The sequence below is a fragment of the Yersinia sp. 2466 StPb PI genome (genome assembly GCF_041538325.1).
GTDB classification, from domain to species: Bacteria; Pseudomonadota; Gammaproteobacteria; order Enterobacterales; family Enterobacteriaceae; genus Yersinia; species Yersinia enterocolitica_E.
Map to the genome: position 1 here is coordinate 2,278,673 of NZ_JAULSL010000001.1, position 14,978 is coordinate 2,293,650.

Genomic DNA, 14,978 nt, shown 5'->3' on the forward strand with positions numbered 1-14,978 from the left:
GCCGGATGCGTAGCCTGAAAGATATTGCCGAATTACAGGACTTATTTACTGACTTACCATGCTTTGAGCAAAAACTGGCTCGCTTCGCCACGCGATTGAATTTGGATTTAATGCAATTTAGCGCTGATCATATTTCGTTACGTTGCCACCAAGTCGAAACCGCGCAACGTTGGCGCAGTGGGTTAGCGCAGTGCGGTGATTTGATGTCCGAGACACTGATTAATGGTCGGGTGATTTACCTGTTCGACTTGGCTCAACCTCTGGTGGTCGGGCCATGGCTGATCGATTGCGTGGAATTACCCTATCCGGGGAAAACGCATTACCCCCATCAGGGATGGGAGCATATCGAGCTAGTCTTGCCAGGGGACCCGCATACCTTGAGGTCACGTGCTCGTGCTTTATTGCCAGCCACATTACCGGAGGGTATCAGCGAGAAATTCAGTTCTCCACAAGGGGAACATGAGCGCTTAGCCAACCCGACACTGGCGGTGAGTGATGGTGAGATAACCATTAAGTTCCATCCCTATACTTTGCGGCAAATTATAGCCAGTGAGCGCAATATTTAACGTTAATGGGTTATTTATTTTGATAGCGACTTTCACTTATGGTTATCACTGTGACTGACATCTACTCATAGATTTAAAATGAGTGCCATAGTAAACGCTTAAGTATGTTTTATTAGTTTCTGTTTTTACTTGAGAGCGATCTTCGCTATTTATTCAACAGGTAAATTATTTAGTTCTTATTTATATGCCCGTAAGTAAGCGGGTATAAATACTGTCGCAGTGGCGTTCGTCAAACGGGAGAGAGAATGACTATATTGGAAATTTGTTGCTATAGCGTTGATTGCGCGCAGATAGCAGAAAAGGCAGGAGCCGACCGGATTGAATTGTGCTGCGGTCAGTCCGAAGGGGGCTTAACACCCAGCGTTGGTACATTAATGCAAGCCAATGAAACTGTTACTATTCCGGTGCATCCTATCGTAAGGCCTCGAGGTGGCGATTTTTGTTATAGCAATAATGATTTTGCAATCATCAAAAATGATATCGCGCGAATCCGTGATATGGGATTTGCGGGCGTAGTGGTTGGTGTACTGGATACCGACGGCCACATTGATATGCCACGGATGCGGGAGATAATGTCCATCAGTGGCCCATTGGCGGTCACTTTCCACCGGGCATTTGATATGTGCCAGAACCCAATGATTGCCTTACAGCAATTAACTGACCTGAATGTGGCGCGGATTTTAACCTCGGGCCAGCAGCCAAATGCTGAGCTGGGGTTGGCGTTATTAAAAGATTTGCTTGCTGCAACTCAGGATAAAGGGCCGGTTATCATGGCGGGCGCTGGGGTTCGTTTGACGAATATGCAAAAGTTTATTGATGCCGGTATCCGTGAGCTGCACAGCTCTGCCGGGCGGGCGGTCCCATCGACGATGAAATATCGCAAAGCGGGCGTCACTATGTGTGCTGACAGTGATGTTGATGAGTTTGCCCATTATTGTGTTGATGGTGATGTCGTTGAGGCAATGAAGAGTTTATTAGTGATGGGCCGCCCTCTTTCACAAAGTGCCTAGCTCTTTCAAGCGTGCTGCCAACCGTTGTACACTGCCCCGGCCAATTACGCCGGGGCTGCCTTATTATGGCTTACGCGCGATTAATACCGCTCGGAGGGGAGTAGGGTAGCCTTCTACCGTTTTACTCGGGTCATGTGGGTCAAGAAACTCGGCTAACGATTCGCTGGTCATCCAGTCAGTACGGCGTTGTTCATCGGTGGTGGTCAGCGCCATATCAGCGATCCTGACATCGACAAACCCACACTTTTCCAACCAGGCTTTCAATGCCGGTGCCGATGGAATGAAATATACGTTGCGCATCTGAGCGTAACGGTCACCCGGGACTAACACCTGTTGGCTATCGCCTGCAACGACTAAGGTTTCAAGTACCAGTTCACCGTCGCTGACCAACTGATTTTTGAGCTGATAAAGGTGGTCCAAAGGTGAGCGACGATGATACAGCACTCCCATCGAGAATACGGTATCAAAGGCTGCAAGTTCCGGCAGCTGTTCGATACCCAATGGCAACACATGCGCTCGCTGATCCCCCCCTAGCAGTTTACGAATAGCTTCAAATTGGCATAAAAACAGCTGCATTGGGTCGATACCGACGGCCAGATGGGCACCTTCGCCAATCATGCGCCACAAATGATATCCACTACCACAACCGACATCCAAAATGCTACGGCCAGCCAGTGGGCTAATATGCGGTAACACCCGTTGCCATTTCCAGTCAGAACGCCATTCAGTATCAATATCCAGCCCATATAGCGAGAATGGGCCTTTGCGCCACGGCATCAGCGCACGCAACATATTCTCCATCCCTTCCCGCTGACCGGCAGAGATCGGGGGGGACATTTCGGCCCGTACACCGTCACGCAAATCCAAGGTGGTCGGTGTAAGTAACGGCAAATGCTCTACCGCATTAAACCAGGTTTTAAACTTGCCGTGTAACGACTCACGCTGCCAGGCACTGAGCTGAGCGGGCAGGGTATCTAACCATGGGCTTAACGGGCCTTTGGCAATCAGCCGGTAAAAATCGCCAAATTCAATCATTGCGCCTCTCCTGCTTTCAGGGCGATCAGAGAACCAAAGTTAAAGCATTGAAACCAGACTTCTGCGTGTTCAAAACCCGCCTGATGCAAGCGTTGTTTATGGGTTTCAACCGAGTCGGTTAACATGACGTTCTCCAGCATGCTGCGTTTCTGACTGATTTCCAGTTCGCTATAGCCATTAGCGCGCTTAAAATCGAGGTGCATATTGAACAGTAATTCGCCAATATCGTTATCTTCAAAATTGAATTTTTCGGATAACACCAGAGCACCTCCCGGGCGTAACCCTTGGTACACTTGGTTAAGTAGCCGCTGGCGATCTGCCGGTTCAAGGAATTGTAGGGTGAAGTTAAGCACCACCATGGAGGCATTTTCCAGCCGAATATCCAGAATATCGGACTCGACAACCTCCACCGGCGTTTCCGCCCGGAAAGCATCAAGATGGCGGCGACAACGTTCGACCATTGCCGGCGAGTTATCCACGGCAATAATTTTGCAACCTTCAGCCTTAATATTACGGCGCATTGACAGGGTGGCCGCACCCAGCGAACAGCCGAGATCATAAATCTGGCTGTGAGGCTGCACAAAACGTTCCGCCAACATGCCTATCATCGAAATAATATTGGAGTAACCAGGGACCGATCGCTGGATCATATCGGGGAACACTTCAGCAACTTTTTCGTCGAAGGTCCAGTCACCTAACTTGGCAATAGGGGCAGCAAATAGGCTGTCACGCAGTGGCTCGATAGCCCCAGCCGGATGGCGTTGTGCGTCGTTTTGAGATTGAGTGTCGCGATTTGGCATGACTGTCATTGGCATTAACAAGAAATTTAAGGCGCATATTATAACAGAAAACCAAACGCATTAGCGTGATAATGCGTGAGAAGAGGGCTGATAGACACAGATGAGCGTGAAGGCGGTAGTCAGCCGCCCAAACTAATAGAACTCCGGCGATGGGGACCTCGCAACGGAACAAGCGATAAGCCTATCAGGTCAGACTGAAAATCTGATCCCAAGGCAAGTAGTAAATATTAGCTATAACCATTAATACCAAAGAAACATAGGTGGCACTCATCCCGGAGCGACGCCAGCGAATTTCGCGATGGCGTAAACCATAATAATGTAGCAGGCGGCCAACTATCAGCATTAATCCACAGATATGGATCATCCACGTTTCAGCACCGTTCATCTCCATCATAATGAGCAAAATGACAGCAATAGGGATATATTCTACGGCGTTCCCATGTACCCGGATAGCGGTTTGTAATTCATAAAAACCGCCGTCGCCATAAGCTACCCGGTACTGGTTTCTCAATTTAACCACATCAAATGAAAGCTTTATCAATAACAGTGCGCCCAACACGACATAAAGCGAGCTAACCATTTTCAACTCCATTGCCCAACCATAGACTGGCGGAATAATGATAACCGCCTGTTGGGTCACTGTCGCTAGAAAAATCGATGGATTGTCATTTCTTGAGGTTCAGTTTAGTGTTTGGAAAGATGAGCTTAAAACAACGTCACTTGTTCAGGCCAGTCAGGTGCGGTTGCTAGCGTCGGTATGCGTGCTGCCAACTGTTGCCATAGCTTTTGTGCTTGCTGCGGCGAGTCACTGTTATCTGGTGTGTGAATGAATAAATAAGGTTGATATTGCTGTTCCCACTGTGGCAGCCTTTGTAACCATGGCGAAAATAGAGCCAAATTATCATCTATTTGGTCGCCACCAATAAATCGCACCAAGGGGTGACTGCCAGTGACGACGGCATGAACAGGGAGGCGGGGTTTCTTGCTTTGTGCATCCCGTACGGCCGCAGTTGCCGGTTTGGCGGCATGAATAGCGCGGCTATCTAATATTACCCGATTGATTGACCGTTGGTGCAAACCTTGATTGAGCGCCAACTCAGCAGCACCTTTGGCAAAAAACTCAGGATGACGCACTTCGACCCCATAATTGAAGCCTGCGGGCAATTTATCGAGAAATTGCCACAAATGGTTCAACGCATTAGGCCCAAATGCTGCGGGCAACTGTAACCACAACTGGCCAATGCGTTCATGCAGTGGAGCCAAACAGTGATAAAAAGCCTGTAGATCTTGCTCACATTCGCGCAAAGCCGCCTGATGGCTAATCGTCGAGGGGAATTTAAAGCAAAAGCGGAAACTGTCCGGCGTCATATCACGCCAGCGCTGTACTATTTCCAGCCGTGGCAATGCATAAAACGTGGTATTCCCTTCAACACAATTAAAGTAGCGGCTATAGTCAGCTAAATCCTTGATACCCAGCCGGTTCCAGGTTGGGTGTTGCCATTGCGGCAGTCCGATATACATATTTTACCCTTCTTACTTGGCGCTACAGCGTTGTTAGCTGCACTCATTCACCCGAATCACTGACTAATGTCAGCTCATGGGGATTCATTCATTTGCTGCCTAGCTGTAACACCAATTAATTTGGGTAAACTTTTATCACTTGGCGCTACAGCGTTGTTAGCTGCGCTGACGTTATAGCGTTACGCGTTAAGGGCCGCAAGAATTTCGCTACTGCTGCGCACGCGGGATATCCGCGGGAAAATATGGGTAAATGCGAACTGCTGCATCTCGCTGCTCGCCGTACTGCAACCATCTTCGGCAATCACCAACTCATAACCGTGCTCCCAAGCGGCACGAGCTGTTGATTCCACACCAATATTGGTGGCAATCCCCGCCAATACGATGGTCTTTATGCCGCGTCGGCGTAATTGTAAATCCAAATCTGTGCCGTAAAATGCGCCCCACTGGTGTTTAGTAATTTTGATATCTTGATCAGCCACCGCGAGTTGTTCTGGGAACGTCCACCATGAGTCTGGCAACCCACCCTCGGGGGCAGGGCTTGGCTGATCTACGGGCTGTTTTAGTGCCTCGGCGAAGGAGTCAGACCAACCCACTCGCACTAAAACCACCGGAGCACCCAGCAGGCGAAACTGCTTTGCCAATTGTGCGTTGGTGGCGATGACCTGTTCAGCCGTATAGGGGCCTTTGGCAAAAGGTAAGATCCCTTGTTGTAGGTCAATCAGTACCAGTGCGGTGGTTTTTGCATCAAGTTTCATTCTGTTACGCCTCAATATCATTATGCGAAAGTCTGGATGAGCGGTTCCACCTGCTGACCCGTTGTTGCTAGCATATGTTATCGGGCGGTCCTTGTGAGGGGATAAATTTGTTAAATGATGTGTTAAAACATCGCTGAAAGGGATTTTGTCATGCCTGAGCTGTGCGTTCGCTCTTATCTATACCATGAAATTCCTTTATAATGGCCCCCATTTTTCAAGACTCTTTAATCCAAAACACCTAAGAAAACAGTCGCACGGACAGTGCATAACGCGTGTGGCATCGGCTGAGTAAAAGGATATTGTATGCGTACTGAGTATTGCGGGCAGTTGAATCTGTCCCATGTGGGCCAAAGCGTTACACTTTGTGGTTGGGTTAACCGTCGTCGTGACCTCGGTGGTCTGATTTTTATTGATATGCGTGATCGCGAAGGCATCGTTCAGGTATTTTTCGATCCAGACCATAAAGCCGCTTTTGAACAGGCTTCAGAGTTGCGTAATGAGTTCTGTATCCAGATTACCGGCACCGTGCGTGCGCGCCCAGATAGCCAAATCAATAAAGATATGTCGACGGGGGAAGTGGAAATCTTTGCCAATGCGCTGAATATCATCAACCGTTCTGAGCCGTTGCCACTGGACTCTAATCAGACCAACACTGAAGAGCAGCGTCTGAAGTATCGCTATTTGGATTTGCGTCGCCCGGAAATGGCCGATCGCCTGAAAACCCGTGCAAAAATCACCAGCTTTGTCCGTCGCTTTATGGACAGCCATGGTTTTCTCGATATTGAAACCCCAATGCTGACCAAGGCAACGCCAGAAGGTGCGCGTGACTATCTGGTGCCAAGCCGGGTACACAAAGGCAAGTTCTATGCATTGCCACAATCACCACAACTGTTTAAACAGTTGCTGATGATGTCTGGCTTTGACCGTTATTATCAGATCGTAAAATGCTTCCGTGATGAAGATTTGCGTGCTGACCGCCAGCCTGAATTCACCCAAATCGATGTTGAAACCTCTTTCATGACCGCCGATCAAGTGCGCGAAGTGATGGAGAAACTAGTGCGTGAATTGTGGCAGGAAACCAACGGTGTCGAGCTGGGTGATTTCCCGGTGATGACTTTTGCTGAAGCTATGCGTCGTTTCGGTTCTGATAAACCAGACCTGCGTAACCCAATGGAATTGGTGGATGTTGCGGATCTGGTTAAAGAGGTTGAGTTTAAAGTCTTCTCTGGCCCGGCAAATGATGTCAAAGGTCGTGTCGCTGCACTGCGTGTTCCCGGTGGCGCACAGGTTACCCGTAAGCAAATTGATGAGTACGGCCAGTTTGTCAACATCTATGGCGCGAAAGGCTTGGCATGGTTGAAAGTCAATGACCGTGCAGCCGGCGTTGAGGGTGTACAAAGCCCCATTGCGAAATTCCTCACTGCAGAGGTGCTGGAAGCCATTCTGGCTCGCACTCAGGCTGAAAGCGGCGATATCCTGTTCTTTGGTGCCGATAGCAACAAAATCGTCACTGACGCGATGGGTGCATTGCGTCTGAAAGTAGGTCGTGATCTGGAACTGACCAAACTGGGAACATGGGCGCCGCTGTGGGTGGTTGACTTCCCGATGTTTGAAGATGATAGCGAAGGCGGCCTAACGGCGATGCATCATCCGTTTACTGCACCAAAAGAGATGAGCCCAGAGCAATTGGCTGCGGCACCGACTACGGCTATCGCCAATGCGTACGATATGGTGATTAACGGTTATGAAGTAGGTGGCGGTTCCGTGCGTATTCACCGTACCGAAATGCAGCAACAGGTGTTTGGTATTCTGGGTATCAATGAACACGAGCAGCGTGAGAAATTTGGCTTCCTGCTGGACGCATTGAAATATGGCACACCACCACACGCAGGTCTGGCTTTCGGTCTGGATCGTCTGGTGATGCTGCTGACCGGTACTGATAACATTCGTGATGTCATTGCTTTCCCGAAAACCACTGCTGCGGCTTGTCTGATGACCGATGCGCCAAGCTTTGCTAATCCTGCTTCTCTGCAAGAGCTGTCAATCAGCGTAGTGGCGAAGAAAGGGGCAACAGACGTAGCGGAAGAAGAGAATAAGTAATGAATTATATATACCCAATAGATTTCAAGATGCAGGAAGGCGGCAAGCAAGAGAATCCCGGTGAGCTTACACCGGTAAGTGATTCGGATGATTGAGCGAAGCCAACACACTTGCAGTTTGAAAGATGACGGGTATAAGCGCCCAGAATCAATACTGGCGGTGATCTACGCCAGATCCAGTGGTCGGGTGTTGATGTTGCAACGGCGTGATGATCCTGATTTTTGGCAGTCGGTGACCGGCAGTCTGGAAGAGGGGGAAGCGCCGCGGCAAACCGCACAGCGCGAAGTAAAGGAAGAAGTCGGCATTGATATACTGGGTGAAAACCTTGATCTACTCGACTGCCTGCGTTGTGTGGAATTTGAACTCTTTGTGCATTTGCGCCGTCGCTATGCGCCGGGTGTTACGCGGAATAAAGAACATTGGTTCTGTCTGGCGTTACCCGAAGAGCGGGATGTGGTTATCACCGAACATCTTGCCTACCAGTGGTTAGATGCTGCAGATGCCGCAGCATTAACTAAATCCTGGAGTAATCAGCAAGCGATTGAAGAGTATGTTCTTTATTCAAGCTAGTATTTTTGGAGATACTTATTTATGGCAGGTCATAGTAAATGGGCCAACACAAAACACCGCAAAGCGGCACAGGATGCTAAGCGCGGTAAGATTTTCACTAAAATTATCCGTGAGCTGGTGACTGCGGCACGTCTGGGTGGTGGTGATCCCGGTGCAAACCCACGTTTACGTGCGGCCATCGATAAAGCGTTATCGAATAATATGACGCGTGACACCCTGAACCGCGCAATTGCCCGTGGTGTTGGTGGTGACGAAGATAACAATATGGAAACCATTATTTACGAAGGCTACGGACCTGGCGGCACTGCCGTGATGGTTGAATGTCTGAGTGATAACCGTAACCGTACCGTATCTGAAGTCCGCCATGCATTCACTAAGACCGGCGGTAATTTGGGAACCGATGGTTCTGTTTCCTATCTGTTTACCAAAAAAGGCGTCATTTCTTACGCACCAGGTCTGGCTGAAGATACCGTGATGGATGCGGCATTGGAAGCGGGTGCCGATGATATCGTGGTATATGATGACGGTGCTATTGATGTGTTCACTGCTTGGGAGTCATTGGGCGCGGTGAAAGATGCTTTGGATGCAGCGGGTCTGGTGGCTGAAGGTGCTGAAGTTGCGTTGATTCCATCAACCAAAGCGGATTTGGATGCAGAAACCGCACCAAAACTGCTGCGTTTGATCGATATGCTGGAAGATTCTGATGATGTGCAAGAGGTTTACCATAATGGTGAAATCTCTGATGAAGTGGCGGCAACATTGTAAAACAGCGTCATCTCATCCGGTTGTTCAATGAGTTATGTCATTCTCTCTGGCCGCATTCTGTGGCCAGTGTTTTTAGAGGCACCACCGGTATTGCACAGGTACGGTGCCTTTGCTCATTAATGTTACTCAACATAATATTAATGAGAAGCAATGCAGCGAATAAGGTAAAAAACTGGTATGGCGATCGTATTAGGCATCGATCCCGGTTCTCGTGTCACCGGTTATGGCGTTATTCGCCAGCAAGGCCGTCAGCTCACTTATCTGGGCAGCGGTTGTATCCGCACTGTTGTTGACGATATGCCTACTCGTCTGAAGCTAATTTATGCTGGTGTGACTGAAATTATCACTCAGTTCCAACCTGATTTTTTTGCTATTGAACAAGTGTTTATGGCGAAAAACCCGGATTCGGCATTAAAGCTGGGGCAAGCACGCGGCGCTGCAATTGTTGCTGCGGTAAACCTGAATTTACCGGTTTCTGAATATGCAGCCCGCCAGGTAAAGCAAACTGTGGTGGGAACTGGGGCGGCAGAAAAAAGTCAGGTTCAACATATGGTGCGTTCACTGTTAAAACTGCCAGCGAATCCCCAGGCCGATGCGGCTGATGCATTAGCTATTGCGATAACCCATTGCCATCTTAGTCAAAATACCTTGCGATTGGGGAATGACCAAATGACATTGGCGCGTGGCAGAATTCGCTAACCCATTACCAGACGCGAACAGGTTAACAGTTATTGTTGGCTGGATATCCATCCAGCCTTTTTTATGCTATAAACAGCCATTATGTTTATACCCGACCGCGGGTAAACGAGGAGAGAGTCAACGTGATAGGGCGCCTCAGAGGTATCATTCTGGAAAAACAGCCACCGTTGGTGCTGTTGGAAACAAACGGTGTTGGCTATGAAGTCCAATTACCAATGACCTGCTTTTATGAGCTGCCGGACTTGGGGCAGGAAGCCATTATCTTTACCCAATTTATCGTGCGTGAAGATGCTCAGCTTTTGTATGGCTTTAATGATAAGCAGGAGCGGGCGCTGTTTCGCGAACTGATTAAAGTTAACGGTGTTGGTCCTAAACTGGCGCTGGCCATTCTCTCCGGCATGTCTGCGCAGCAATTTGTGGCCGCGGTTGAACGGGAAGACATTACCACTTTGGTTAAATTACCCGGTGTCGGCAAGAAGACGGCCGAACGGCTGGTGGTGGAAATGAAAGACCGCTTTAAAGGTCTGAATGGCGATCTGTTCAATAATACCGGCGATATTCAGTTGCCCGCCAGTTCATCGCAAACATCGGATGCCGATATTGAGGCGGAAGCTGCTTCGGCACTGGTTGCTTTGGGCTATAAACCACAGGAAGCCAGCCGTTTGGTGAGCAAAATTGCTAAACCGGGTGCTGACTGTGAAACCCTGATCCGCGACGCTCTGCGTTCCGCATTATAGAGTGAGTCATACAGGATGATTGAAGCAGACCGCCTGATATCGGCAGGTATTATCAGTGATGAAGAGAGCATTGATCGGGCTATCCGACCAAAGCTATTGGCAGAATATGTCGGGCAGCCCCACGTCCGCGAGCAAATGGAAATCTTCATTCAGGCGGCAAAACAGCGTGGCGACGCGCTTGATCATGTCCTGATTTTCGGCCCGCCAGGGCTGGGTAAAACCACATTGGCAAATATTGTTGCTAATGAGATGGGGGTGAACCTGCGAACTACCTCCGGCCCGGTCTTGGAAAAGGCCGGTGACTTAGCGGCGATGCTGACCAATCTTGAACCACACGATGTCCTGTTTATTGATGAAATCCATCGATTATCGCCGGTTGTAGAGGAGATCCTCTATCCGGCAATGGAAGATTATCAATTGGATATCATGATTGGTGAAGGCCCCGCCGCCCGTTCAATCAAACTTGATCTGCCGCCATTTACCCTGATTGGTGCCACCACTCGCGCCGGTTCATTGACCTCTCCACTGCGTGACAGGTTTGGTATTGTGCAACGCCTGGAATTTTATCAGGTGGCAGATTTAGAACATATTGTCGCGCGCAGTGCCAAGTGTATGGGGTTGGAACTGACGCCAGAAGGGGCTCATCAACTGGCGCGTCGTTCAAGAGGGACGCCACGTATCACTAACCGTCTGCTGCGCCGGGTGCGAGATTTTGCTGAGGTCAGAGCCGATGGCGCGATTAACGGCGATGTGGCGATGAAAGCGCTAGATATGCTTAATGTCGATGCCGAAGGGTTTGACTTTATGGACCGTAAGCTGTTGCTCGCCGTGATTGACAAGTTTATGGGCGGTCCGGTAGGGCTGGATAACTTGGCCGCCGCGATTGGCGAAGAGCGGGAAACGATTGAAGACGTACTGGAACCTTATTTGATCCAACAAGGTTTTATTCAACGCACACCACGTGGGCGAATTGCCACCAATCATGCTTACAAACATTTTGGGATTACCCGCGAAGAGTAAATTTTTTGATGCAGGGCTGAGCCAATGCCAGCCCTGATGGAGTGATAGTCAGGCGGTTGCTTGTTCGCCGACAGGTATGTTAATCATTCGATTAAGCCATGGAATGAGTAGCGCCATAACCAGTGCAATGGCCAGTGTGGCGATGCCAATTTTGCCAAAAACATCGGTATAGATAGGCAGTGTTTCGAGTGGGTCTGTTATCCCTTCTGGTGTCGCGGTAAAGGTGGCAACATAACCGCCAATCAGGAACGATGCGGCTTGCGTTAGGAACCACATCCCCAGAATAAAGCCCATCAGATATTGCGGTACCAGTGCCGCCACCATCGCTAAACCTAAAGCACTGATCATCAATTCCCCCAGGCTCTGGAATAAGTAAACCAGAACGATAAACCAAGGTGATGTCAGACCTTGTGCATCAGCAAACCACATCCCCGCGGCGGCCGCTGTCAGAAAACCCAGTGAACATAAAAACATACCTAAAGTAAATTTGGCCGGCATCGATAAGTCACGGTTTTTACTGCCCAGGCGGGTATAAATTGAGGCTAAAATCGGGCTGGCCACCACTACCCAGAATGGATTTAGTGCCTGGAAACTCACCGGATTGATAGTGAAACCAAGAATTTCATGATGAACATTATTGATGGCGAAGAAGTTGAGTGACGTCGGCATCTGTGCATACAGCACGTAGAAGACGATAGCTTCAATCATCAGAATAAAAGCGACATACATTTTATTGCGGCCTAATTTATCCTGCTTAAATGCTTCTTTGAAAAAGATAAATACCACAATCAACGATAAGACGATCAGCACCAGATTGGCAATCACCACATGGTTCATTAACCAAGCACAGAGACATATCATCACCGCACTACCAGCCAGTACCAGTAGCAAGTTTCGCCAATTTAACGGTTTAGCATCAGGCTCGGAACCGATATGACTCACCATATGGCGGCAGCAGAAATAGACCAACAAAGCAAAAATCAAACCAATACCGCACAAATAATAGGTCACGGTATAACCGAAGCGTTCGGCAATAACCGGAGCCAATGACAGTGAAATTAGGGAGCCGATATTGATCGACATGTAAAACAAGGTGAAGGCCCCATCAAGGCGTGGATCTTTGGGGAGATAGCATTTTGACAATAGGCTAGCCGGATTAGCTTTAAACAAACCATTACCGACAGCAATGGTCCCCAAAGCAAAGAAGATTAGATTTGGGTTATATAGTGATAAACCGGTAGCAAAGTATCCGAGAGCCAGCACGATAGCGCCTAATACCATGGTGCGTTTAGTGCCTAATAAATGGTCGCCGACATATCCACCAATCGAAATCAGGCCATAAACCAAAGCGGCAAAAGCCCCAAAAGTGACAAACGCTTGTTCCTGTGAAAACCCTAACTGCTTTACGAAGAAAACAGCAAGAATACCTTGAACACCGTAATAACCGAACCTCTCCCATAGTTCGACAAAGAAAATCATGAAGAATGGTTTGGGTTGCTGAAGTAAACCAGTGGGTGTGGATCTATCCATGAGAACCGCCTCTGCGGAATAATCATTCTGCGTAAATTGGGAGCATACAAGCCCATGCAGAAATGAAAGAGGTATCTGCATAACCATTATATTGCTCATTGATTTGAGTGATAGGCAGGGTATTACACTGCAATTTTATTGTATTTGTGGTTGATCACACTAATTAAAATATAAAATACAGAATTGATGATTGTTGGAATATTTAGCAATAGACGCTAATCGTGAACGAGGTTATTGCTATTAGTGGCGGGAGTTAATGGTTTGAGAACATTAATGGTAAGGGTGGATAGGGGGTTTATTACTCTAACCCCCCCCTTTAATCGAGCAATTATCCACGCGCCTTTTGTGACAGGCTGAGTACAAACATGACCGCCGCACAAAGTACCACTGAAGGCCCAGCGGGGGTGTCATAGAAAGCAGAGAATGTCAGACCACCGGTCACGGCAACAATACCGATACCGATGGCAATTCCAGCCATCTGTTCGGGGGTTCGGGCAAAACGGCGAGCTGCCGCAGCAGGAATGATTAGCAGTGAGGTGATAATCAGCGCGCCAACAAACTTCATCGACAGCCCGATAGTCAGTGCGGTGACCAGCATTAGCAACATCCGTACCCGTTCTAGGTTGACCCCATCAACATGAGCCAGCTCCGGGCTAACCGTCATTGACAGCAGTGCCCGCCATTGCCAGCACAGCACCGCTAACACCACAATAACACCTACGGCAATCAACCAGATATCACTCAGTGTTACGGAAAGCAGATCACCAAACAGATAGGCCATTAAATCGACCCGGACATTATGCATCAGACTCACGACCACCAGGCCCAGTGATAATGCGCTGTGAGCCATGATCCCCAGTAGCGTATCGACTGCTAACTGTGGGCGGCGTTCTAACCACACCAAAATCACGGCTAATACCATGGTCATTACAATCACGGCATAAAACGGATTCACATTTAGCAGTAAACCAAAAGCAACACCCAGTAAGGAGGCATGGGCCAGAGTATCACCAAAATAGGACATTCGACGCCAAACGACGAACGACCCCAGCGGGCCGGCCGCTGTTGCCAATAATACTCCTGCTAACCAGCCAGGTAGCAATAATTCAATCATGCCTCACGGCTCCCGCTGTTCTTCAAAATAATCTTTCCGTGCAAATCGTGTCGATGATTATGGTGGTGGCGATAAACCGCTAGCTGCTCAGCGCCACGATTGCCAAACATGGCAATAAATTCAGGATGAGTGGAAACAACCTCTGGTGCACCAGAACAGCAGATATGTTGGTTAAGGCATAATACTTCATCAGTTTTGGCCATCACTAAATGCAAGTCATGGGAAACCATCATAACAGCACAGCCTAACTCTTTCCGCAGTTGCTCGATTAAGTCGTATAGCGCTAATTGCCCATTAACATCAACACCTTGCGTTGGCTCATCCAGTACCAGTAACTGCGGTTTGTTCAGTAATGCACGGGCTAACAGCACGCGTTGGTTCTCACCGCCAGACAGTCTTTGCATGGGTTGGTCTAATAAATGTGCTGCATGCACACGCTTGAGTGCCGGCAGGATATCCGCCTTTTTGACACCCGGTTTCAAACGCATAAAACGGCTTACAGTGAGCGGTAATGTGGCATCCAAATGAAGTTTTTGCGGAACATAACCGATGCGTAAGCCCGGCTGACGGACAAGCGTGCCGCTGGTGGGAGGAATCAGCCCCAGAACCACGCGAACCAGCGTCGATTTACCGGCACCATTTGGCCCAAGCAGGGTGAGAATTCTTCCCGGTCGCAGTGAAAGGGAGATATCGTTCAGTACCCGCCGGCTACCAAAAGTGACGGATATATTATGTAGAGTTACCAATGTGGACATT

16 protein-coding genes are annotated in these 14,978 nt (G+C 48.9%); 8 read left to right on the forward strand and 8 right to left on the reverse strand.

All coding sequences use genetic code 11. The features are described from left to right. The first annotated feature begins 5 nt into the window (after nt 1-5). The gene (locus tag Q2T72_RS10290; protein WP_083159008.1) at nt 6-566 is read left to right on the forward strand and encodes a VOC family protein; all 561 of its coding nucleotides are present in this window, start codon (nt 6-8) and stop codon (nt 564-566) included. Between the two features lie 245 nt (nt 567-811). Beyond that, nucleotides 812-1,576, forward strand: a complete 765-nt coding sequence (cutC, locus tag Q2T72_RS10295) for a copper homeostasis protein CutC (protein WP_083159007.1) — start codon at nt 812-814, stop codon at nt 1,574-1,576. Nucleotides 1,577-1,639: 63 nt separating this feature from the next. On the opposite strand, the gene cmoB is transcribed toward cutC, so the two are convergent. The 5 genes from cmoB to Q2T72_RS10320 form a co-directional block, all read right to left on the reverse strand. Next, a complete protein-coding gene (gene cmoB, locus Q2T72_RS10300; RefSeq protein WP_372569128.1) occupies nt 1,640-2,611 on the reverse strand; it encodes a tRNA 5-methoxyuridine(34)/uridine 5-oxyacetic acid(34) synthase CmoB in 972 nt (323 codons plus the stop codon). Next, nucleotides 2,608-3,411: a carboxy-S-adenosyl-L-methionine synthase CmoA gene (gene cmoA, locus Q2T72_RS10305; RefSeq protein ID WP_102970419.1), complete on the reverse strand. Its 804-nt coding sequence runs from the start codon at nt 3,409-3,411 to the stop codon at nt 2,608-2,610. Before cmoA ends, cmoB begins: the two co-directional genes overlap by 4 nt. 184 nt (nt 3,412-3,595) lie before the next feature. Further along, nucleotides 3,596-3,991, reverse strand: coding sequence for an MAPEG family protein (locus Q2T72_RS10310; protein ID WP_083163679.1), 396 nt, complete (start codon nt 3,989-3,991; stop codon nt 3,596-3,598). Between the two features lie 125 nt (nt 3,992-4,116). Continuing rightward, the gene (locus Q2T72_RS10315; RefSeq protein WP_083159006.1) at nt 4,117-4,932 is read right to left on the reverse strand and encodes a DUF72 domain-containing protein; all 816 of its coding nucleotides are present in this window, start codon (nt 4,930-4,932) and stop codon (nt 4,117-4,119) included. 179 nt (nt 4,933-5,111) lie between these two features. After that, nucleotides 5,112-5,687, reverse strand: coding sequence for a hydrolase (locus Q2T72_RS10320; RefSeq protein WP_372558917.1), 576 nt, complete (start codon nt 5,685-5,687; stop codon nt 5,112-5,114). Nucleotides 5,688-5,990: 303 nt separating this feature from the next. On the opposite strand from Q2T72_RS10320, the gene aspS reads away from it, so the two are divergent. The 6 genes from aspS (at nt 5,991) to ruvB (ending at nt 11,578) form a co-directional block, all read left to right on the forward strand. Then, on the forward strand, nt 5,991-7,787 hold the full coding sequence (aspS, locus tag Q2T72_RS10325) for an aspartate--tRNA ligase (RefSeq protein ID WP_372569129.1): 1,797 nt from the start codon (nt 5,991-5,993) through the stop codon (nt 7,785-7,787). A gap of 87 nt (nt 7,788-7,874) precedes the next feature. Beyond that, nucleotides 7,875-8,357, forward strand: coding sequence for a dihydroneopterin triphosphate diphosphatase (nudB, locus tag Q2T72_RS10330; protein WP_102970418.1), 483 nt, complete (start codon nt 7,875-7,877; stop codon nt 8,355-8,357). A 21-nt stretch (nt 8,358-8,378) separates the two neighbouring features. Then, a complete protein-coding gene (locus Q2T72_RS10335) occupies nt 8,379-9,122 on the forward strand; it encodes a YebC/PmpR family DNA-binding transcriptional regulator (protein ID WP_083159003.1) in 744 nt (247 codons plus the stop codon). A gap of 177 nt (nt 9,123-9,299) precedes the next feature. Beyond that, nucleotides 9,300-9,821 carry a crossover junction endodeoxyribonuclease RuvC gene (ruvC, locus tag Q2T72_RS10340; protein ID WP_005185237.1) on the forward strand — a complete coding sequence of 174 codons (522 nt, stop codon included), beginning with the start codon at nt 9,300-9,302 and terminating at the stop codon, nt 9,819-9,821. Nucleotides 9,822-9,943: 122 nt separating this feature from the next. After that, nucleotides 9,944-10,558: a Holliday junction branch migration protein RuvA gene (ruvA, locus tag Q2T72_RS10345; protein WP_083159002.1), complete on the forward strand. Its 615-nt coding sequence runs from the start codon at nt 9,944-9,946 to the stop codon at nt 10,556-10,558. A gap of 15 nt (nt 10,559-10,573) precedes the next feature. After that, complete coding sequence (gene ruvB, locus Q2T72_RS10350) at nt 10,574-11,578, forward strand: Holliday junction branch migration DNA helicase RuvB (RefSeq protein WP_083159001.1); 1,005 nt, start codon at nt 10,574-10,576, stop codon at nt 11,576-11,578. A gap of 48 nt (nt 11,579-11,626) precedes the next feature. Here the strand turns inward: ruvB and dtpB are convergent, their stop codons facing one another. From dtpB to znuC, 3 genes are all read right to left on the reverse strand, one after another. Further along, nucleotides 11,627-13,108 carry a dipeptide/tripeptide permease DtpB gene (dtpB, locus tag Q2T72_RS10355; RefSeq protein ID WP_083159000.1) on the reverse strand — a complete coding sequence of 494 codons (1,482 nt, stop codon included), beginning with the start codon at nt 13,106-13,108 and terminating at the stop codon, nt 11,627-11,629. Between the two features lie 328 nt (nt 13,109-13,436). Next, a complete protein-coding gene (gene znuB, locus Q2T72_RS10360; protein ID WP_083158999.1) occupies nt 13,437-14,222 on the reverse strand; it encodes a zinc ABC transporter permease subunit ZnuB in 786 nt (261 codons plus the stop codon). Further along, the gene (gene znuC, locus Q2T72_RS10365; protein ID WP_083158998.1) at nt 14,219-14,977 is read right to left on the reverse strand and encodes a zinc ABC transporter ATP-binding protein ZnuC; all 759 of its coding nucleotides are present in this window, start codon (nt 14,975-14,977) and stop codon (nt 14,219-14,221) included. The genes znuB and znuC overlap by 4 nt, the downstream gene beginning before the upstream one ends. Nucleotide 14,978: the final 1 nt, after the last annotated feature.

Bases quoted from the DNA above. Each gene is read 5' to 3' on its own strand.
- cutC (WP_083159007.1), top strand. From the start codon at position 812: ATGACTATATTGGAAATTTGTTGCTATAGCGTTGATTGCGCGCAGATA.
- cmoB (WP_372569128.1), bottom strand. From the start codon at position 2,611: ATGATTGAATTTGGCGATTTTTACCGGCTGATTGCCAAAGGCCCGTTA.
- nudB (WP_102970418.1), top strand. From the start codon at position 7,875: ATGATTGAGCGAAGCCAACACACTTGCAGTTTGAAAGATGACGGGTAT.
- Q2T72_RS10335 (WP_083159003.1), top strand. From the start codon at position 8,379: ATGGCAGGTCATAGTAAATGGGCCAACACAAAACACCGCAAAGCGGCA.
- ruvC (WP_005185237.1), top strand. From the start codon at position 9,300: ATGGCGATCGTATTAGGCATCGATCCCGGTTCTCGTGTCACCGGTTAT.
- ruvB (WP_083159001.1), top strand. From the start codon at position 10,574: ATGATTGAAGCAGACCGCCTGATATCGGCAGGTATTATCAGTGATGAA.
- Q2T72_RS10290 (WP_083159008.1), top strand. From the start codon at position 6: ATGCGTAGCCTGAAAGATATTGCCGAATTACAGGACTTATTTACTGAC.
- znuC (WP_083158998.1), bottom strand. From the start codon at position 14,977: ATGTCCACATTGGTAACTCTACATAATATATCCGTCACTTTTGGTAGC.
- Q2T72_RS10320 (WP_372558917.1), bottom strand. From the start codon at position 5,687: ATGAAACTTGATGCAAAAACCACCGCACTGGTACTGATTGACCTACAA.
- Q2T72_RS10310 (WP_083163679.1), bottom strand. From the start codon at position 3,991: ATGGTTAGCTCGCTTTATGTCGTGTTGGGCGCACTGTTATTGATAAAG.
- znuB (WP_083158999.1), bottom strand. From the start codon at position 14,222: ATGATTGAATTATTGCTACCTGGCTGGTTAGCAGGAGTATTATTGGCA.
- dtpB (WP_083159000.1), bottom strand. From the start codon at position 13,108: ATGGATAGATCCACACCCACTGGTTTACTTCAGCAACCCAAACCATTC.
- Q2T72_RS10315 (WP_083159006.1), bottom strand. From the start codon at position 4,932: ATGTATATCGGACTGCCGCAATGGCAACACCCAACCTGGAACCGGCTG.
- aspS (WP_372569129.1), top strand. From the start codon at position 5,991: ATGCGTACTGAGTATTGCGGGCAGTTGAATCTGTCCCATGTGGGCCAA.
- cmoA (WP_102970419.1), bottom strand. From the start codon at position 3,411: ATGCCAAATCGCGACACTCAATCTCAAAACGACGCACAACGCCATCCG.